This window comes from Ruegeria sp. HKCCA4008 (assembly GCF_013033125.1).
GTDB lineage: Bacteria > Pseudomonadota > Alphaproteobacteria > Rhodobacterales > Rhodobacteraceae > Ruegeria.
This window is the reverse complement of the sequence record NZ_WQDM01000001.1, coordinates 408088-427639: the sequence shown is the minus strand read 5'-3', so window position 1 is coordinate 427639 and position 19552 is coordinate 408088. Positions and strand designations below refer to the sequence as shown.

The window sequence follows — 19552 nt, the reverse complement described above, 5'->3', positions numbered from 1 at the left end:
TGGTGCATAAGCGGTTTCAGTGATTCACGCATTCAAGGATCTGAGACATGCACGACATCCGCGCCATTCGCGAAAACCCTGCCGCATTCGACGCCGCTTTAGCGCGCCGTGGGGACGCGCCGGTGTCGTCAGATTTGCTCAGGCTGGACGAAAGCCGCCGCGCCAAGATTCTGGCGGCCGAAACAGCGCAAGCCGAACAGAACAAAGCGTCCAAGGAAGTCGGGGCTGCCAAAGCTCGAGGCGACGAAGCCGAATTCGAACGCCTGCGCGCGCTTGTCGCCGAGAAAAAAGCCGAAATCGCGCGGATGCAGACCGAGGCCAAGGATCTGGATGCCCTGCTGACGGATCAGTTGATCCGGATCGCAAATCTGCCCGCCGAGGATGTGCCGGATGGCGTGGATGAAAACGACAATGTCGAGATCAACCGCTGGGGCACACCGCGTGAACTGGATTTTGCGCCCAAGGAACACTTCGAGATCGAAGCCGTTCAGCAAGGTATGGATTTCGAAACCGCGGCCAAACTCTCGGGTTCGCGATTTGTGCTGCTGTCCGGTGGCGTCGCCCGCATTCATCGCGCTTTGGCGCAGTTCATGCTGGATACGCATATCACCGAAAACGGGCTGACCGAAGTGAACGGCCCGGTTCTGGTTCTGTCCGAAATGATGCAGGGCACCGGCCAATTGCCGAAATTTGGCGAAGACAGCTATCAGACCCGCGAAGGCTGGTGGCTTATCCCGACCTCCGAAGTGTCGCTGACCAATATCGTCAACGACAGTTTGATCGAGGAAAGCTATCTGCCCCGACGCTACACCGCGCATTCCCTGTGCTTCCGGTCCGAGGCCGGATCCGCGGGCAAAGACACCCGCGGGATGTTGCGGCAGCACCAGTTCGAAAAGGTCGAGATGGTTTCGATCACGCATCCGGACAAATCCGATGAAGAACAAAAGCGCATGCTGCGCTGCGCCGAGGGCATTCTGGAAAAGCTGGGCATTCCTTACCGCACTGTCATCCTGTGTACCGGAGACATGGGCTTTGGCGCCCGCCGCACCTATGATATCGAGGCCTGGTTGCCCGGTCAGGACACCTATCGCGAGATCAGCTCGGTTTCGACATGCGGTGATTTTCAGGCCCGCCGCATGAACGCAAGGTTCCGCCCCGAAGGTGGCGGCAAGCCGGAATACGTCCATACGCTGAACGGTTCGGGTTTGGCTGTTGGGCGTTGCCTCATTGCCGTGCTGGAAAATGGCCAGAACGCGGACGGCACCGTGACCCTGCCCGAAGTCCTGAGCCCCTATCTGGGCGGAAAACTGACCCTGCAACTGGACGGCACACTGGCCTGAAAAACAAACCGGCACCACCGGGCGCCGGTTCACAATGCAAGACGGGGCGAAGGAATTTATTTCTTCGCCTTTTTCTTGTCCTTCTTGCTATCTTTCTTCTTGTCACTTTTTTTCTTGCCCTTCTCGGCGTCTTTTTTGCCCTTCTTGGCGTCTTTTTTCTTTTCGTCCTTTTTCGATTTTTTGTCCTTCTTGGACTTTGCTTTCACCTTATCCTTGGCCTTGGAAAACGCTGCTTCCATTTCTTTGCGTTTCTTGGCGGCTTTTTCAGCTTTCGCCTTGGCCTTGGCCTTTTTCTTGGCGGCGGCTTCGGCTTTTTCGGCCGCTGCTTGTTCTTCTGCCGCTTTGCGTGCAGCTTCTTCCGCCCGTTTTTCTGCCGCTACAGCGGCAACGGTCTTGCGCGGGTCGGCTTTTCGTGTCGCCGGCTTTCGGGCGGCTGGTTTTGCGGCCGCTGGCTTCCGTGCCGCTGGCTTTCGTGCCGGCGCCTTGCGCGCGCCAGGCTTCCCGGCAGTGGGTGTTGCGGCTATCGCGGCTTTTGCGGCTTCGATCAATACGGCGGCTCGGCTCTCACCGACCCGAGGAACCTTGACCAGATCTGCGGGTGACGCCTTCGCTATCGCTTCTGCGGTCTTGAAGCCATTGGCTGCAAGGGCTTTTTCCAGCGCCTCTCCCACACCTTTTACGTCGGTCACTGCAGTCATCTAAGGGTCCTTTCTCTATCGCCCTGCCTCATCGCGTATACATTGGAAATGCATGTACGCCAGTTCAGCGCTTGCCTTCTCAGAGCCAATGGATCAGCTATGCGCCAACCCAGCGGTTCGGTCATTTTTCGGGAATGGCACGAGGCGTTTCGCATCCTCATCCCAAAGCTTGAGGTTCAAAGCCGCCACTGCCTCGGGGAACTTGATCCGACGAGGCGTGAATTCAGGCGGCAGGTTATAGTGGCAGGCCCGCAACCGGTACGACGGGATACGTGCGTTGTAATGATGGATGTCATGTAGCGTGATGCAGGCGACGGCAGTATCGAACCACCATCCGAAATCCAGTGCAGAAGATCCATGCAACGCTGCAGTCTGCGGGTTCAGATCAGGACGGCGATCCCAATAGGTATCTTCAAAATTGTGTTGCAGATACACGAGAAACACACCCAGCATTCCGCCCAGAAAAGAAAACACCAGCCAGACCAGAATACCGGTCATGCCCGCCACCAGGTACAACAGGCCCAAAAATACGATGATCGAGGCATTGTGCAGCAAGACGCCTTTGACACCGAAACGAACAGTGTTCTTGGGCCAGCGATAGCGAATGAAATATGTGAACAGCGCACCGACCGGCACCAGAATGAAAGGGTTTCGATACAGCCTGTAAAACAAACGTGTTTTCCAGTCCGCATTTTTCCATTCCCGCAATGTCATCGTGTGAATTTCGCCGGTCTCACGATGTTCGAGGTTTCCGATCCCCGCGTGGTGCAGATTGTGGTTCTGTTTCATCACCTCGAACGGTGCAAAGGTGAATGGCGAAAGACCATGCCCTGCCCATTCGTTCTGCATTCGCGTTTCAAACAGCGAATGGTGCCCGCAATCATGTTGCAACACATAAAGACGTACCGCCGAAAAGGCGAAGACGATCCCGGCCGGGATCATGATGTACCAGCGATCCACGAATACGATCGCCAGAGACAGCGATGCGAAATACACCGCAAACGTGCCGAAATAGCTCAGTGCAGCCAATCTGTTGTCCTGAACTGCGTAGTGTCTTGTGTATTCCCTCAGATCCATCCAGTCCGCTCCCCACGATGGCCCTGTTTTAATCTGCTAAAATCGAGTCGCGGCTTGACCGCGTGCAGGCAATGCATGTGCTGACAGATGCACACACATGAATGCTAGCGCGCAGAACAGGGGCTGTCACGCCCTCAGAGCGAAAACGCTGAAAATTGGCGCAGTTACGCGCTGGCGTCAGGATCACCGGCACTGAAAAACGCGAGCCTCTCATAAGAAGGAAGCGCCCGAGAAATACTGCCCTGAAGTGTCTCGGAACGCTTCAACCGTATTCGCATGCCCCTCTGAGTTGACGCGTGGAGGCTTCCGATCAGAAAAACAAACAGTATTTTCAGGCCTGTCGATTGACTTTATCGAGAAATATTTTGCCATTTGCGCCATTCATCTGCGTCTCGCTTGCGGGGTGCTCTTTTAACGGCTTCGGCACCTCATCCTCTGCCGCCATCTTGACTGGCAATGCAGTCCTGCACGAGTTGCGCGGTCGCGGGTTGCACCTGGATTCAGGATCGCAGTTTGGTCTATGGGGAACGCAGCGGCGTGAACATCGCCTTGCGCTCTGATCCTGCCAAGGCGCTACCTGTCGAGGTCAACGCAGGTATACAGCGCCGCGTGACAACGCTGGTTCCGACCATATCGCGCAATCAAAACAATCGACCCAATGATGAGGCGGTCAGTTTGGTTTCGACATTTGACCTGAGCTAGGACAATGCCGGCGCTTCCAAAGGTCTTTTCGGAGGTCGAACGCGAATTGCATCGATCTTCACGACCGGCTCAGCCGCGACCGAGCTGGCGACGGCCATAGAACAGGGCAATGGGACGTCGGAGGGTATCGCCAATGCCGCAGAAGCGAACCGCGCATTCGTCCTTGGGAACGATTGAGACAACCTGCCTGTGTCATCAAAGCCCTGATTCTGGTGCGCAGCTTACCCGCGCCCCTTCAGATGCTTGGCCAATGCGCCCGCGTTTTTCTTGCGTCGACCCTTGTAGGGGTTCTTGTCCCCTTGCCCGCGCAGCGTCAGGCGGATCGGTGTTCCGGGCATGTCGAAATCCTGCCGTAAACCGTTCACCAAGTAACGGGTATAGCTTTCAGGCATTTTGTCCGGATGCGAACACATCACAACAAACCCCGGAGGTCGGGTTTTGGCCTGCGTCATGTAGCGCAGTTTGATCCGGCGTCCCTGTGGGGCTGGCGGCGGGTGTTGTTCCAGCATCGCGGTCAGCCAGCGATTCAAGGCGGCAGTCGGCACCCGGCGGTTCCAGACGTCATGGGCGCGCAGGATCGCGGCGCGCAAACGCTCCAACCCCCGGCCCGTCTTGGCGGATACCGTGATCAGCGGCGCGCCGCGAAGTTGCGGCAGCAGACGGTCAAACGACTCTTTCAACTCGCGCAGCTTTTCCTGCTTGTTGTCTTCTATGTCCCACTTGTTGACGGCGACGACAACGGCCCGGCCTTCGCGCTCGGCCAAATCGGCAATCCGCAGATCCTGCTGTTCAAACGGGATCGCGGCGTCCAGCAACACAACGACGACCTCGGCAAATTTTACCGCGCGCAGGCCGTCGGACACGGAAAGCTTTTCCAGCTTTTCCTGTACTTTTGCTTTCTTGCGCATCCCTGCGGTGTCAAAGATCCGCATCGGCGTACTTTGGCCGTCCGGGTCAGCCCAGTCGATTCGCAAACTGATTGCGTCGCGCGTGATCCCGGCTTCTGGCCCGGTCAACAGACGGTCTTCGCCGATGATCTTGTTGATCAAGGTGGATTTGCCAGCGTTCGGACGCCCCACCACCGCAACCTGCAAGGGTTTGGCCGCAGTGATCAGCGGCGTCTCACCCTCACCGTCTTCGTCCAGTTCAATGTCGGTTTGCGGGGCTTCCTCGACCTGTTTTTCCTCTGCCGCGTCTGCCAGAGGCATCAGCTGCGCATAGAGGTCCGTCATCCCTTCACCGTGTTCGCCCGACAAGCGGACCGGTTCACCCAGACCAAGGTTGTAAGCTTCCAGAACACCCGCATCCGCAGCATTGCCTTCGGCCTTGTTGGCCGCAAGGATCACGTGCTTGGACCGTTTGCGCAGGATCTCTGCGAACATTTCATCCGTTGGTGTCACACCGACGCGCGCGTCGATCATGAACAGGCAGACATCAGCCATGTCCACGGCACGTTCCGTCAGACGGCGCATCCGCCCCTGAAGGCTGTCATCCGTCGCGTCCTCAAGACCCGCCGTATCAATCACTGTAAAGCGCAGATCGCCCAGACGCCCTTCGCCTTCGCGCAGGTCACGCGTCACGCCGGGCTGGTCGTCGACAAGGGCCAGACGTTTGCCCACAAGGCGGTTGAACAGGGTGGATTTGCCCACATTCGGGCGCCCCACGATGGCGAGGGTCAGCGACATGATACTCAACTTTCAAGACTCAAGAAGCGCCCTTTAGCGCATCTTGCCGTCAACGGAAAGCGTGTAGATCCCCCTTGGAGGAAACGACATACAGCGTTTGCCCGGCGACAACCGGAGCTGTAGTTGCACCTCCGGGAACTTCGACCTGGTGAACCAGTGCCCCGTTAACCGGATTGAAGAAGCGCAGATAACCGTCATTGGACGCAATCACAATACGGCCTCCGGCCAGGATCGGACCGTAATGTGCAAAGATCGGTCCGCGGCGGCCTCGCTTGTCCTTGACAAAGCTTGGCAGATCCTGCGCCCAGATGACCGAGCCATCGGCCGCATTCAAGCGCACCAGCTGACTGCGGTCACTGATCAGGAAGATGCTGTTGCCTGCGGGCCAGACAGTATCAACCGCTCCTTCATCGGCGGTCCAGCGGCGTTCACCGGTGGCGGCGTCAAAGGCAACGGTCCGGCCAGAATGGTTGCCGATATAGATTGTGTTTCCGACAACCATCGGACTGCCGGTCACGTCAACGATCTGCGCGGCGGCCCGTCCCCGCCGCCCGCCTGCGACCGACGCATTCCAGCGACGGATGCCCCCACGGCGGAAGGTGGCCGCAACATCGCCGGACCCGAATGCAAACACTGCCAGGTCCGAGGCAATCACCGGTGCCGGTGCGCCCAGAACGTTACCGACGCTGGGCGTGCCTTCGATTTGCCAGGCGATACGCCCATCCTTGGTGTTGATGGTCCACCCGGTTTCGTCCCCCGCAACCAGGTACAACAACCCGTCATTGACCATCGGAGAGCCGCTTCCGGTTGCGTCCAATCGCTTCTGCCACCGCACGGCGCCCGTTTTTGCATCCAATGCGGTCAGTCGCCCGAACCCGGAGGACACATAGAGAACGCCGTTCGAATACGCCATGCCGCCACCGGTGGCGTCTGCATCACCGTCGCTTGGCGGAACCAGATCGGTATCCCAGGCCAACTGGCCCTGCGGCGTGACCGCTGACACCGTCGCCCCCGCATCCAGTGTATAGATCAACCCGCCCGCAACCACCGGTTCGGCGGTGATACGTTGCTTGCGCGAGTCGCCCTGCCCGATCGACACAGACCAGACCCGCTGTGGCGTGCCACGCAGTGCCGCGTTCGAGGTTCGGTAAGCAGCCGTACCAGGGCTTTGCGGCCAGCTGACATTGGCTTTTTGAGCTGGCAGGCTGATGGGCTGAGAGCCGCTTTTTTCCACTGTTTCCAGATCAGACGCCGGACGGATGTCTTCGCGTTCTCCGGGCAAAATCGCTTCGGGAGGTTCACAGGCGGTCAATGCGGTCAAAGCCAGTGCCGCAACCGGCAATCCCGCGCGGGAAATTAGTCTTGTTACCATGGTGTTCCGAACTCGCCTGTCATTAAGTCTTTTGTCCCGCCTGGTCAGCCCTGTTGCGCCACCAATGGCTCGGGTTCGCCGCCCAACGCAACTATCAGCTGGGCCGCACGCTGTTGCAGATCAATACCGACCTCGGCGTCCTGACGCAGCGCCTGCAAGCGGTCCAGTGCCGCATCGACATTGCCCTCGGACACGTCGATCAGGGCCAACTGCTCTTCGGCCAGCAGTCGAAGGGGCGCACCCGGCGCTGCCAGCGCTTCGAACTGCTGTCGACGGTCGGCGGCGGGCAAGGTGTCGCTTTGCAACAAAAGCGCCTTGAAGCTTGCGATCGCACGATAGATCTCGGGCAAATCCCCCTGCACGGCAACCGCGTTCAGACTGTTGACCGCCTCTTCGCGCGATCCCGCTTCAAGCTGAGACGCAGACAGCAGCATGTTCAGAACAGCATTCCCGCCCGGCGACTGCGCCTCGATTTCCCGCAAACCGGCTGCCCGTGCATCAGAATCGTTTTCCGACAGGGCCGCAAGAATCGAGTCACCCAGATCCTGCGCCTGGGCCGTATCGCGGGATTTGCGGTATTCATTGAACGCCGCCCCGCCAACAATCAGCGCGACCGCCGCCACACCAACCCAGCCCCAACGGCGCAGCAGCAGATACATCCGGTCACGGCGTACCTCTTCCGTGACCTCATCAATGAAACTGTCGGTGTCGCTCATTCCTGCCCCCTGGGCTGTGTGTCTTGCATAAGTGCGCCATGTCATACCCCGGCGCCAACGCCAAGCCAAGGGTCCGATTTTGCGCATTTTCACCGCTTGGCTTCTCTCTTGCGAAAAAAACTAAACCGAACTATTCAGTTTAGTGTAGAAATTACACAGCCGACGCCCCATTTCATACCAAGACGGCCCCGCTTTTGTTGGCACCGAATTCTAGGAGAAACACTGAATGCGTTTGATTTCTTTCATCAACGCCCTTCTGGTTATTATTGCGTTGTATTTTCTTGTTTTTGAGCGCGACTCTTTGTTTGCTTTCGCCGGGCGTGGCGAAGCGGAAGAAGCGGCGCAGACCGAAGCCGCCGAATCCGACGAGACCGATATTGATGCCGTTGGCGTGGTCGCCCTGCGTTCGCAGGCGCGCGAAATTGACAGTGCGGTTCTGCTGCGTGGACAAACCAAGGCGAACCGGCAGGTCGAGGTTCTGTCTGAAACCACATCCACGGTGATCTCGGAACCCAAGCGCAAAGGTGCCTTTGTCGAGGCCGGGGATGTTCTGTGTGAACTCGACCCCGGCACGCGTCCGGCGCAACTGGCCGAGGCGCTGGCCGGAAAACTCGAAGCCGAAAGCCGCATTCCCGAGGCTGAAGCCCGTTTGCAGGAGGCGCATGCCCGTGTGGCCGAGGCCGAAATCAATCTGACGGCTTCGCGCAAACTGGCGGAAACCGGGTTTGCTTCGGAAACCCGCCGGATTTCCAGCGAGGCTGCGATGAGCGCCGCCAAAGCAGGTGTAAAATCCGCCGAAGCCGAGCTGGAGGCGACTCGGGCCGGAATCGAAGCAGCCACAGCCGCAGTTGAAGCCGCGCAGCGAGAGGTTGGACGCCTGACCATCAAAGCTCCGTTCAAGGGCCTGCTGGAAAGCGACACCGCAGAACTGGGCAGCCTGATGCAGCCCGGATCGCTGTGCGCAACCGTCATTCAGCTTGATCCGATCAAACTGGTCGGGTTCGTGCCGGAAACCGAAGTCAACCGTGTTCAGGTGGGGTCCGAGGCATCGGCAACGCTGGTCACAGGTCGGCAGCTTGGCGGCCGCGTCACTTTCCTCAGCCGGTCGGCTGATGAAACAACGCGTACGTTCGAAGTTGAAATCACGGTTCCGAACCCGGATCTGACCATTCGCGACGGTCAGACCGCGACCATCCGCATCGCAGCCGAAGGCACAAAGGCACATCTGCTGCCGCAATCCGCCCTGACCCTAAGCAACGAGGGTCAATTGGGTGTCCGTACTGTCGGCACCGGCAATGTGGTGGATTTCCTGCCTGTCCGCATTCTGCGTGACACGGCAGAGGGTGTCTGGGTCGACGGTCTGCCCGAAACAGCCGACATAATCATTGTCGGACAAGAGTTCGTGACACGCGGTGTGACCGTTGCGCCGACCTATCGGGAAGCTTCACAATGACCGGTGTTGTCGCATGGGCCGCTGATCGGGCCCGCATGGTGTTGGCATTTATCGCCATCTCGCTGGTTATCGGTGGATTTGCCTATGTCTCGCTTCCGAAAGAAGGCGAGCCGGATATCGAAATCCCTGCCCTGTTTGTATCTGTGCAGTTTCCCGGGATTTCCGCAGAGGATTCTGAAAACCTGCTGATCAAGCCGATGGAGACCGAACTGGCGGATCTCGACGGGCTCAAGGAAATGACATCGACCGCTGCCGAAAACTATGCGGGGGTCGCGCTGGAATTTGACTTCGGTTGGGACAAGACCGCGATCATGGCCGATGTGCGTGACGCGATGAACACAGCTCAGGCGGACTTTCCTGAAGGCGCAGAACAATATTCCCTGACCGAGATCAACTTTTCCGAATTCCCGATCGTCATCGTGAACCTGACCGGTCCCGTTCCCGAACGCACGATGGCTCGTGTCGCCAAGGATCTGCAGGACGATCTTGAGGCTCTGGATTCCGTTCTCGAAGCCGGTATCGCAGGCAATCGCGACGAGATGCTCGAGGTCGTGATCGACCCGCTTCGGCTCGAGGCGTACAACGTGACGGCGGACGAGCTGATCAACGTGGTGCGAAACAACAACCAGTTGATTGCGGCCGGTGAAGTTGAAACCGCGCAAGGCACCTTCTCGGTCAAGATACCGTCGTCGTTTAAAACCGCACAGGATGTTTACGGCCTGCCCATCAAGGTCAACGGTGATCGGGTCGTCACCTTGGGGGAACTGGCACAGATCAACTACACTTTCGAAGACCGCGAAGGGACGGCCCGTTTCAACGGTGAACCGACCGTCGCGTTGCAGGTGGTCAAGCGCAAGGGCTATAACCTGATCGACACCGTCGCGCAGGTGAAGGAAACCATTGCGCATGCAAAGACCAAGTGGCCGCCCGAGCTTCAGGCGGCGGTTGACCTGGGCACATCGAACGACCAGAGCCGCATCGTCGGCTCGATGGTCAGCCAGCTTGAAGGCTCGGTTCTGACCGCGATTGCGCTGGTGATGATCGTGGTTCTTGCCTCGCTGGGTACGCGGGCCGCCCTGCTGGTCGGTTTTGCGATCCCGACCTCGTTCCTGCTGTGTTTTGCGTTTCTGGCGGTCATGGGTGTCAGCATCTCGAACATCGTGATGTTCGGCCTCATCCTGGCGGTGGGGATGCTGGTGGATGGCGCCATCGTCGTGGTGGAATACGCCGACAAACGCATCAAGGAAGGCGTGGGCCCGATGCACGCCTATGTCGAGGCCGCCCAGCGCATGTTCTGGCCCATCGTGTCCTCGACCGCAACGACACTCTGTGCGTTCCTGCCCATGTTGTTCTGGCCCGGTATTCCCGGCGAGTTCATGGGAATGCTGCCGGTCACGCTGATCTTCGTTCTGTCGGCTTCACTGATCGTGGCGCTGATCTATCTGCCGGTCATGGGCGGTGTATCCGGCCGGCTGAGCCGCCTCTTCGATCGGTCTTCGACCTGGTTGCGGGCCCGCACGCCATGGTGGGTCCGGGTGCTTATGGTGCCGCCGTCGCTATACATGATCTTTCTGGGTGCGATGCAGGTTCTGAACCCCAACTACCTGCTGCCCGGTGGCTCGATCGCCGGCGCCCTGCTGTTCCTGTTCGGGGCGTTTGCCGGGTCTGTAACCCTGAGCGCGGCCAAAATTGAACGCGCCGAAGAGGACCACGTTCATACAGCGGACGAACACACGTTTTTTGGCCACGTCGTTCGGTTCCTTGTCGGCAATCCGATCATGCCGATCGTTTCCCTGCTGACGGTTTTCACGGCGGTGTATTTCGTGGCCTTCGTCTGGTTTCCTCGGGAATCCCGCGGGGTTGAATTCTTCGTGGAAAGCGAACCTGAACAGGCCACCGCATATGTGCGTGCCCGCGGGAACCTTTCCCTGGCGGAAAAAGACGCGATGGTTCTTGCCGCCGAAGAGATCATCGGATCTCATCCCGCGGTCATCAATGTCTTTGCCTTTGCGGGCGAAGGTGGCCTGAACCAGAATAACGGTGGCGCTCAGGCGCCGGCCGATACAGTGGGCCGGGTTCAGTTCGAAATCATCCCGTGGGAAGATCGTCCCAACATCTCGGAATCCGCTCTGTGGGGCCTGTTCGAGCGGCACTTCGTGGCGCCCGAATATGACGGCGACTTCGTGATTGATGAACTGAATGCCCAACTTGCAACGATCCCCGGTATCATCGTCGAGATTCTGCCCTTGGAGCAAGGCCCTGCTTCAGCCAAGCCTGTGCATCTGCGCATCAAGGGTGACGGGTGGGAAGACCTGACCTCGGCAGCGATCACCGCCCGCGAGGTTTTCGACACCACGCCGGGCCTGATCAAGACCGAAGACACCCTGCCACTGCCCGGCATCGACTGGCAGATTGACGTGGATGTGGCCAAGGCCGGTCGGTTCGGAGCCGACGTGGCAACCGTCGGCGCCATGGTCCAGTTGGTCACGCGCGGCATATTGCTGGGCGAGATGCGCCCGGACAGCAATGACGAAGAGATCGAAATTCGCGTTCGTCTGCCCGAAGAAGACCGCGTTTTGTCGACACTGGATACACTCAAGGTTCGTACCCCGGACGGTTTGGTGCCGTTGTCGAACTTCGTGACGCGCAAACCCGTGGCCAAGCTGGCCGAAATCAACCGCGTCGACCAGCAGCGATACTACGACGTCAAAGCGGATGTCGAACCGGGGCTGAGCAAGGTCGTGACCGAAGGCCCCGATGGAAAACAGGTGCGGCTGGCCGTCATGCGTGAAGTGACGGAAGGCTACACACCGACCGGCACCGTTCTGAATGGTACGGGTGGAAAGTCATATGAACTGGTGCAACTGACCGGCGCAGAAAGTGTCGACCAGCTGCGCAGCGCAATCGAAGACGGGGACGCTCAGTTTGCGCTGATCAACCCGAACGAGCGTATTGCGGTGCTGACGGAGTGGCTGGAAACCGGCCCGTTTGCCAACGCGATCAGCTGGGAATGGACCGGTGATCAGGAAGAACAGGAAGAATCCGGCGCCTTCCTGGTGAACGCGTTCATGGGCGCCCTGGGGCTGATGTTCGTGATCCTGCTGGCGCAGTTCAACTCGTTCTACAATTCAGTTCTCGTGCTGCTGGCGGTGGTTCTGTCCACTACCGGGGTTCTGATCGGCATGATCGTGATGGAACAGCCCTTCTCGATCATCATGACCGGGACCGGCATCGTGGCCCTGGCCGGTATCGTGGTGAACAACAATATCGTTCTGATCGACACCTATCAGGAATACAGCAGCTATATGCCAAGGATCGAGGCGATCATCCGCACCGCGGAGTCCCGTATCCGCCCTGTGCTGCTGACCACGCTGACAACGATGGCCGGTCTGACGCCGATGATGTTCGGCCTATCGCTGGACTTCATCAACGGCGGCTATTCAATCGACAGCCCCACCGCACTGTGGTGGAAACAGCTGGCCACAGCGGTGGTCTTTGGCCTGGGCATTGCAACTGTTCTGACGCTGATCGTGACGCCATCGCTTCTGGCCTTGCGGGTCTGGGTGACAACCTATGCGATTTGGCTCAGCCGAGTTCTGGCCCGTGTAACGGCAGGCCGGTCCAGCCAGATCGCGCAGGACATGGCGATAGGGCGCTCTGCCCGGCAGATGCAGGCCACTGAAATTGTGTGGGAGGACGACTCGCGTTCCGAAGGACCAGAACAGGACAGTCGATCAGATCAGTCTGGTCGCCCCTCTGGCCCGCCGCTGAAAGCTGCTGAATAAAGGAAGAGGACCGGTTTTCCCGGTCCTTTTTCATTTGGCCATCATCACAACCGGGACCACGTCTGATGTGCGCAGATCTCGTGTTCGCATCCTTTGACCAGCAGCTTATCCCCCTGCAACGTCATCTGTGGCACCGCATCCACGTTGATCAACGGGACCCAGAATTCGCCGCCGCCGTATTTTCCATCGCCTTCACCGGCCACGTCCCAGAACAGTTTCTTGCCGATATTCGGTGTTTGGACTTCCTTGCCTGAAGCGTCATAGGCCGAAAGGATCCGACCGCAGAACTTATCTCCACACGCCGTGATTTTGATATGCGAAATCAGGTTCTTGCGGTCAGGTTCAGTCTTCCAGACACCCACGATGGGATCGGCCGCCACAATAACGGGCAGACAAATCGCGATCACAACAGACGATAGTCGTGAATTCAGTCGCTTCATCATGACAGGCACCCTCCTGGTTTGGTGTATTCTACCCTGTTTCGCTCCAAGTTTGGATTTTTAGGCCGCCTCCCCGTCCGATTGCTGCCGGTTCCACAATTGGGCATACCGCCCCGACCGCGCCAGCAACTCATCATGCGTGCCCTGTTCGATGACCTCGCCCGCTTCCAGAACCACGATCCGGTCCGCTTCGGCAATGGTGCTGAGGCGATGGGCAATGGTGATAACCGTACGACCCTCTCCCGCGCGCGCCAGCGCATCCTTGATGTCCTGCTCGGTATCCGTGTCCAGGGCCGAGGTCGCCTCGTCCAGCAACAGGATCGGCGGGTTCTTGAGCAAAGTCCGCGCGATGCCGACTCTTTGTTTTTCACCACCTGACAGTTTGAGCCCCCGTTCACCGACCATAGTGTCATAGCCTTCGGGCAGCGAGGTGATGAAATCGTGAATTTGTGCAGCTCGGGCGGCGGCCTCGACCTCCTCCGGGGTGGCGTCATCGCGGCCATAGGCAATGTTGTACCGGATGCTGTCGTTGAACAGTACCGTGTCCTGCGGCACAACGCCGATGGCCGCGTGCAGGCTGGTCTGCGTCACATCCCGCACATCCTGCCCGTCGATCTTCAAGGATCCTTTGGTCACATCGTAGAACCGGAACAGCAGCCGCCCGATGGTTGATTTGCCAGACCCCGTTGCCCCCACGATGGCCACGGTCTGCCCGGCAGGAACGGTCAACGAAACACCTTTGAGGATATCTCTTTCAGGGTCATAGCCGAAATGCACGTCATCCAGCGTGACTTCGCCGCCATTCACCTTGAGGTTGGGCGCACAGGGTTTGTCGGTGACTTCGGTGGGCTGTTCAAGCAGATCGAACATCTGCCCCATATCGACCAACGATTGCCGGATTTCCCGATAGACCGTCCCCAGAAAATTCAGGGGTACGGTGATCTGGATCATGTAGGCGTTGACCATGACAAAGTCGCCCACTGTCAGGTTCCCGCTCTGAACCCCGATTGCAGCCAGAACCATCACACCGATCAAACCACAAGTGATCAGGAATGACTGGCCAAAATTCAGAAATGCCAGCGAATAAGCCGTTTTCAGCGCCGCCCCAGCATAGGCTTTCATCGACACATCATATCGTTCAGCTTCGCGGGCTTCTGCATTGAAATACTTGACAGTTTCGAAATTCAGCAGGCTGTCGATGGCGCGCTGATTGGCTTCGGTGTCCTGATCGTTCATCTCGCGCCGAAGCTTCACCCGCCATTCGGTCACGGCAAATGTAAACCAGATATACAGACCGATTGTGACGACGACGACCACCAGATACCAGACATCGAACAGCCACATCAGGATGATCGCCACCAGCAGCAGTTCCAGGATCAGCGGCCCGATCGAGAACAGCAGAAAGCGCAACAGGAACTCGACGCCCTTGACACCCCGTTCGATGATGCGGCTCAGCCCCCCGGTACGGCGGGACACGTGGTAACGCATCGAAAGGTTGTGAATATGCCGAAAGGTCTCGAGCGCCAACGCCCGCAGAGCCCTTTGCCCCACGGGCGCAAAGGCCGCGTCCCGCAGTTGTTGGAAACCCACGGTCAGCATCCGCGCCACGCCATAGGCGACCGTCAGCCCGACCGCGCCCAGCGCCACCGGCGGCACGCCTTCACCTGCCAAGGCGTCAACGGCACCTTTGTAAAGGATCGGCGTATAGACCGCGATCAGCTTGGCCAGAACCAGCATGACCATGGCAATCACCACGCGGCGCTTTACCCATGGCTCATCCTGTGGCCAAAGATAGGGTGCCACTTTGCGGATCGTGCGCCAGCCCGAGCTTCGTTCGTCGCGCGGCGCCGTATCGTCCGGGGTCATAGTAGGTGTTCGTCTCATCACGTACCTTAACTGCGGTCAGAGATTGACCCCGGCCCGCTTGGGCCAAAGGCGATGCTTATTCAGGTATGGTGAAGACCTGCCCCGGATAGATCAGATCCGGATCGCGGATCAGGTCGCGATTGGCCTCGAACAGCCGTACATACAGGACCCCGTCGCCAAACCGGTCGCGCGAGATGGCCCACAGCGTGTCGCCCCGTTGAACCGTAACCGAACGGATGGCAGCTGCTTCGCCCTGCGCGTTGGCCTGGCTGGCCGCCACGGCGGCATCCAGCACTTCAACCGGCTCTCGCTTGAACGGCGTTTCGACCCGGCTCAGCACCGTCCCGTCCGTATTCACCGCGTCCACGCGCAGCGTGTAGACACCCGGATCAATCCCCTCCAGATCGCTGCGCCAGGATCCATCCTCTTTCGGGTCGAGATCGGCAACCAGACGATTGTTCAGGTACAGTCGAACGGCTGCACCGTCCTGCACACGTCCTGTCAACTGAACATTGCCGGTATCAGAATATCCGATGGTATCCAGTGCGATCTGATCGGGGGGCGTATCCCGCACCACAGGCGGCTGCACCAGTTCAACCCCTTCTTCGCCGGACCGCAGCACCGCAATCTGCTGATCCGGTTCGGGTGTCTGCGGCGGCAAGTCGGCGGTTTGCGTTTCCTCGGCCTCCGGCACGGTGGTTTCGGTTCCGGTCACGTCAGTTTCTGGCGCTGGAACTTCGGTCGCCGTTTCGGGCTCAACTTCTGCATCGGCTGTCGCGATTGTGGCGTCTTCGGCATCGGCCGTCGTGTCCGGATCGGATGCCGGCGATTCTTCAGTTTCAGGCGCTTCTTCGACCGGCTTTGGCAATGCCGCAATCAGATAGTCGTCGGACTGTGTGATCCGTTCGCCATCCTTGCTTTGCAGGACCAACCCCTGAGCCGCGTCGCTGAACGGGATCGAAACGAATTCGGCAAACTGGCCGCTGCCGTCCACGGTAAAGCTGTGCAGGGTTTCGCCGTTCAACAGCACCTCGATCCGGCTGCCGGGCTCGGCATCGCCGGACAACAGCGCCGTGCCATCTGGCTCAACAAAAATCTGATCCAGCGCAGGAGGGGCCGCTGGCTCGGGCTCGGTATCATCCGTCTTGACAACGGCAGTATCCGCGTCAGAGGCGTCTGCCGTTTCACTTGTGTCCTCGGCAGGCTCGGTCGTGGGCCCTTCATCCGCAGGAGCCGCCTGTTCAGCCACTTCCGGTTCCGAAACCTGCGCATCCTGCCCTACAGGTTCCGGGGCCACGGCAGAGACGGTTTCCTGCGGGGCGCTCGGCTCGGGCGTTTTGGTGAAGACGCCGGACAGATACAATCCACCCGCGCCCAATATCGCAACAAGACCCGCAATCACCCCCCAGATGAAATTGCCCGAGCTTCCGTTTCCCGATTTGGCGTCCATTATTTTCCTTTCACTCCGCCGGGCAAAAGCTATGCGTTGAAAAGCTTTCCGACGGACAGTTGAGCCAATCTATCAATCCCGCTATCACGGGTCAAAACCCCTGACACAACCCCGGAGCCCCTCTTTGATGTCTCAGAAATCAGTCTGTGTGTACTGCGGGTCACGCAATGGAGCCGAGAAGGCTTATTCTGAAACTGCACGGCAGTTCGGCAGCCTGCTGGCGCAGGAAGGCTGGCGGCTGGTCTACGGAGCCGGAGATGTCGGTTTGATGGGTGAAGTGGCCCGTGCCGCGCAGAATGCCGGTGGTGAAACTTTCGGCGTCATTCCGGTGCATCTGGTCAAGCGCGAGGTCGGAAAAACGGATCTGACCCATTTCGTGATCACCGAGACAATGCACGAGCGCAAGAAGGTCATGATCATGAACGCCGACGCCGTCGTGGTTCTGCCGGGCGGTCCGGGGTCGCTGGACGAGCTGTTCGAAGCGCTGACATGGCGCCAGCTTGGCCTGCATGACAAGCCAATCGTCGTGGTCAATGTGAACGGCTATTGGGACGCGTTGCACACATTGTTGGATCAGGTGATCGGGCAAGGCTTTGCCGACACGTCTTTGGCGGATTTCATCACCTGGGTTGAAGACGCCGATACAGCCATGATCGCCCTGCGGAACAAGCTGACTTGAGGATGGGAAACCATGCGGGCGGTCGAACCGCCCGCCGTATTGATCAGGCCAGTCTGGCTTTGGGTTGCAGACTGTGGCGCACCACCTGTTCGACCTTGTGCAAAGGATGATTGGTCAGGGTCTTGTTGACCTCGGCCACGACCTTTCCCAGCACCTCGCTGTGCAACCGACGCCGCAACAGGCCCAGAACATGAGGGCTGGCCACCAGAACCAGCCTGTCATAGGCGCCTTTCAGCCCCTTGCGATTCAACAGGTTCGCCAGATCCTGCACGAACAGAGATTTTGCGTGCGCCTTCCACGTGGGTTCTTCAATTGCCGATTTCTGTTTTGGTCCGCCGTCGTTGCGACGACCTGCCCGGTCCGTCGGTTTTCCGGTCGGGCCGTCTTGTTCTTCGACAGCGACGACGACAAGGTTGGGATCGTCGGCATCGGTGATATTCTCCATCACCAGCGCTTTCTCTCCATCTGCAACAATAACCCAAGTTCCCTGTGTAAGTGCGACCATTGCGATCTCCTGATTAGGTTGTGTTCTGGGTATCCCTCGACCTGCCGGACATGCGGGGTTGTTGACGCACGAACAGTGCGCAGCCCGATCATTGTTTGACGTGATATGCAGTTTCTCCCTCTGCCCTACAGAGATGTGTACTGGAAAACAGCAAACAAGATACCGTCATGCAGAAAGGGCACGTATCGGCGGGTTTTCACCGGCTGGTCATCAACCCTTTAGGCGGACATCTCGACAACGGTGATTTCGGGCGTCACGCCCAGACGAACCGGCAGGATCGAGCAGCCGATACCGCCCGAAACGACCAGATCGCGCCCATCTTCGCGTACATGGCCATAGGCATAGCGATTGCCGAATTTCGATGGCACCACAGGCGACCAGCCGAACAGGCGAACCTGGCCACCATGTGTGTGCCCTGAAAGGGTCAAGGCCACCCGACTGGGCACAGTGGGAAACACATCGGGCTCATGCGCCATCATCACAACCGGAGCGTCATCGGTGATCTGCGCCAGAGTACCTTCCAGATCGTCCAATCCTTGCGGCTTGCCATTGCGCCAGATCGCCAGCTGATCCTCGAGCCCGGCCAACCAGATGCCCTGAGTTTCGAGTTTGATCGCGGCATTGGACAACACCGAAATGCCGTTCTGTTCCAGAATTTCGGCATAGCGATTGGGCCCGGACCCGCGCCGCTGAGCCGACCTGTCATCCCACCAGTCGTGATTGCCCAGAACGGCAAAGACACCATTTTTTGCCTCAAGCCCGGCAAGCACAGGGGCCAGGTCCTGCATCTTGACCGTGTCCGAGACACCTTTGTGGCTTGCAAAGAAATCACCCAACAGCAGGATCACGTCCGGAGCCAGCGCATTGGTTCGACGGACCACCTGCTTTACGCGGTTCAGGCCGACATAGGGCTCGCCCACATGCATATCGGACAGTACGGCGATTCTGAGCGGCGGCGCTGTCCAGTCGTCCCGCTGAATGCGCCATTTGCGCACGCGCAACCGAACCGCGGGTTCAATGATGAACCCGTAGGCGGCCGTGACAAGGCCTGCCAGCGTCACCGCCAGCAGGCCCTTTATAAACCGACGTCGGTTCAATACGTTACATCCGCGATGCGACGTTTTCCCAGTTCACCAGATTGTCGAGGAAGTTCGACAGGTAGGCTGGACGCTTGTTGCGAAAATCGATGTAGTAGGAGTGCTCCCAAACATCGCAACCCAGCAGCGCGGTTTGACCAAAGCACAGTGGGTTCACGCCATTCTCGGTCTTGGTGACGGCCAGCGAGCCATCGGCGTTCTTGACCAGCCACGCCCAGCCTGAACCGAACTGACCCGCACCGGCGGCACTGAATTGCGACTTGAATTCATCTACCGAACCGAAGCTTTCGGTCAGCGCCTTTTCCAGCTCGCCCGGCATCTTGGACTCGCCCGGCCCCATCATTTCCCAGAACTGGTTGTGGTTCCACAACTGGCTGATGTTGTTGAAGATACCGTTTTGTGCCACGGCGTTTGCGTCGTAAGTACCAACGATGATCTCTTCCAGCGACTTGCCGTCCCATTCGGTGCCGGCGATCAGCTTGTTGCCGTTGTCGACGTAGGCCTTGTGGTGCAGGTCGTGGTGATATTCCAACGTTTCCGCGGACATACCCTTGGCTGCCAGCGCGTCATGTGCATAAGGAAGATCAGGAAGTTCAAAAGCCATGTCGGCCCCCTGTTTAAATGTAAGTTGCGGTTCCCAAGGTTAAATGCTTTGACAGCCGCCGCAGGTCAAGGGGCGTGGCAAGA

Annotated in this window: 16 protein-coding genes; 5 read left to right on the top strand and 11 right to left on the bottom strand. The window is 58.8% G+C overall.

Annotated features, from left to right (window positions below; all coding sequences use genetic code 11):
* Window positions 1-47 precede the first annotated feature (47 nt).
* Window positions 48-1340 (top strand): serine--tRNA ligase, encoded by a 1293-nt coding sequence (serS, locus tag GOW60_RS02100; protein ID WP_171228063.1) that lies wholly within the window; start codon window positions 48-50, stop codon window positions 1338-1340.
* Window positions 1341-1396: 56 nt separating this feature from the next.
* Here the strand turns inward: serS and GOW60_RS02095 are convergent, their stop codons facing one another.
* Window positions 1397-2038: a helix-hairpin-helix domain-containing protein gene (locus GOW60_RS02095; RefSeq protein WP_171228062.1), complete on the bottom strand. Its 642-nt coding sequence runs from the start codon at window positions 2036-2038 to the stop codon at window positions 1397-1399.
* 93 nt (window positions 2039-2131) lie between these two features.
* Entirely contained in the window at window positions 2132-3115 is a 984-nt protein-coding gene (locus GOW60_RS02090; protein WP_171167554.1) for a fatty acid desaturase, read from the bottom strand.
* Between the two features lie 456 nt (window positions 3116-3571).
* On the opposite strand from GOW60_RS02090, the gene GOW60_RS02085 reads away from it, so the two are divergent.
* A complete protein-coding gene (locus GOW60_RS02085; protein ID WP_171228061.1) occupies window positions 3572-3817 on the top strand; it encodes a hypothetical protein in 246 nt (81 codons plus the stop codon).
* 221 nt (window positions 3818-4038) lie between these two features.
* On the opposite strand, the gene der is transcribed toward GOW60_RS02085, so the two are convergent.
* Genes der through GOW60_RS02070 form a run of 3 tightly spaced genes read right to left on the bottom strand, consistent with a single transcriptional unit; the run spans window position 4039 to window position 7590 of the window.
* Window positions 4039-5502 carry a ribosome biogenesis GTPase Der gene (gene der / locus GOW60_RS02080; RefSeq protein WP_171167550.1) on the bottom strand — a complete coding sequence of 488 codons (1464 nt, stop codon included), beginning with the start codon at window positions 5500-5502 and terminating at the stop codon, window positions 4039-4041.
* A gap of 49 nt (window positions 5503-5551) precedes the next feature.
* Window positions 5552-6874 carry a PQQ-like beta-propeller repeat protein gene (locus tag GOW60_RS02075; RefSeq protein WP_171228060.1) on the bottom strand — a complete coding sequence of 441 codons (1323 nt, stop codon included), beginning with the start codon at window positions 6872-6874 and terminating at the stop codon, window positions 5552-5554.
* A 44-nt stretch (window positions 6875-6918) separates the two neighbouring features.
* The gene (locus GOW60_RS02070; RefSeq protein WP_171115289.1) at window positions 6919-7590 is read right to left on the bottom strand and encodes a hypothetical protein; all 672 of its coding nucleotides are present in this window, start codon (window positions 7588-7590) and stop codon (window positions 6919-6921) included.
* A gap of 226 nt (window positions 7591-7816) precedes the next feature.
* Here GOW60_RS02070 and GOW60_RS02065 point away from each other — a divergent pair, with 226 nt between their 5' ends.
* Together GOW60_RS02065 and GOW60_RS02060 are read left to right on the top strand one after the other, a co-directional pair.
* Window positions 7817-9043, top strand: a complete 1227-nt coding sequence (locus GOW60_RS02065) for an efflux RND transporter periplasmic adaptor subunit (protein WP_152458377.1) — start codon at window positions 7817-7819, stop codon at window positions 9041-9043.
* Window positions 9040-12828 carry an efflux RND transporter permease subunit gene (locus tag GOW60_RS02060; RefSeq protein ID WP_171228059.1) on the top strand — a complete coding sequence of 1263 codons (3789 nt, stop codon included), beginning with the start codon at window positions 9040-9042 and terminating at the stop codon, window positions 12826-12828. Before GOW60_RS02065 ends, GOW60_RS02060 begins: the two co-directional genes overlap by 4 nt.
* Before the next feature lie 44 nt (window positions 12829-12872).
* Here the strand turns inward: GOW60_RS02060 and GOW60_RS02055 are convergent, their stop codons facing one another.
* The 3 genes from GOW60_RS02055 to GOW60_RS02045 all read right to left on the bottom strand — a co-directional run bounded on the left by GOW60_RS02055 (window position 12873) and on the right by GOW60_RS02045 (window position 16584).
* Complete coding sequence (locus GOW60_RS02055; protein ID WP_171228058.1) at window positions 12873-13271, bottom strand: DUF2147 domain-containing protein; 399 nt, start codon at window positions 13269-13271, stop codon at window positions 12873-12875.
* Window positions 13272-13328: 57 nt separating this feature from the next.
* A complete protein-coding gene (locus GOW60_RS02050) occupies window positions 13329-15134 on the bottom strand; it encodes an ABC transporter ATP-binding protein/permease (protein ID WP_171228057.1) in 1806 nt (601 codons plus the stop codon).
* Window positions 15135-15210: 76 nt separating this feature from the next.
* Window positions 15211-16584 (bottom strand): LysM peptidoglycan-binding domain-containing protein, encoded by a 1374-nt coding sequence (locus GOW60_RS02045; RefSeq protein ID WP_171228056.1) that lies wholly within the window; start codon window positions 16582-16584, stop codon window positions 15211-15213.
* A gap of 127 nt (window positions 16585-16711) precedes the next feature.
* Here GOW60_RS02045 and GOW60_RS02040 point away from each other — a divergent pair, with 127 nt between their 5' ends.
* Window positions 16712-17263, top strand: coding sequence for a TIGR00730 family Rossman fold protein (locus tag GOW60_RS02040; RefSeq protein ID WP_152458382.1), 552 nt, complete (start codon window positions 16712-16714; stop codon window positions 17261-17263).
* Window positions 17264-17306: 43 nt separating this feature from the next.
* On the opposite strand, the gene GOW60_RS02035 is transcribed toward GOW60_RS02040, so the two are convergent.
* The 3 genes from GOW60_RS02035 to GOW60_RS02025 all read right to left on the bottom strand — a co-directional run bounded on the left by GOW60_RS02035 (window position 17307) and on the right by GOW60_RS02025 (window position 19469).
* A complete protein-coding gene (locus tag GOW60_RS02035) occupies window positions 17307-17768 on the bottom strand; it encodes a host attachment protein (RefSeq protein WP_152458383.1) in 462 nt (153 codons plus the stop codon).
* A gap of 218 nt (window positions 17769-17986) precedes the next feature.
* Window positions 17987-18865 carry a metallophosphoesterase gene (locus GOW60_RS02030; RefSeq protein ID WP_171228055.1) on the bottom strand — a complete coding sequence of 293 codons (879 nt, stop codon included), beginning with the start codon at window positions 18863-18865 and terminating at the stop codon, window positions 17987-17989.
* Between the two features lie 4 nt (window positions 18866-18869).
* Complete coding sequence (locus tag GOW60_RS02025; RefSeq protein WP_171228054.1) at window positions 18870-19469, bottom strand: superoxide dismutase; 600 nt, start codon at window positions 19467-19469, stop codon at window positions 18870-18872.
* Window positions 19470-19552 lie beyond the last annotated feature (83 nt).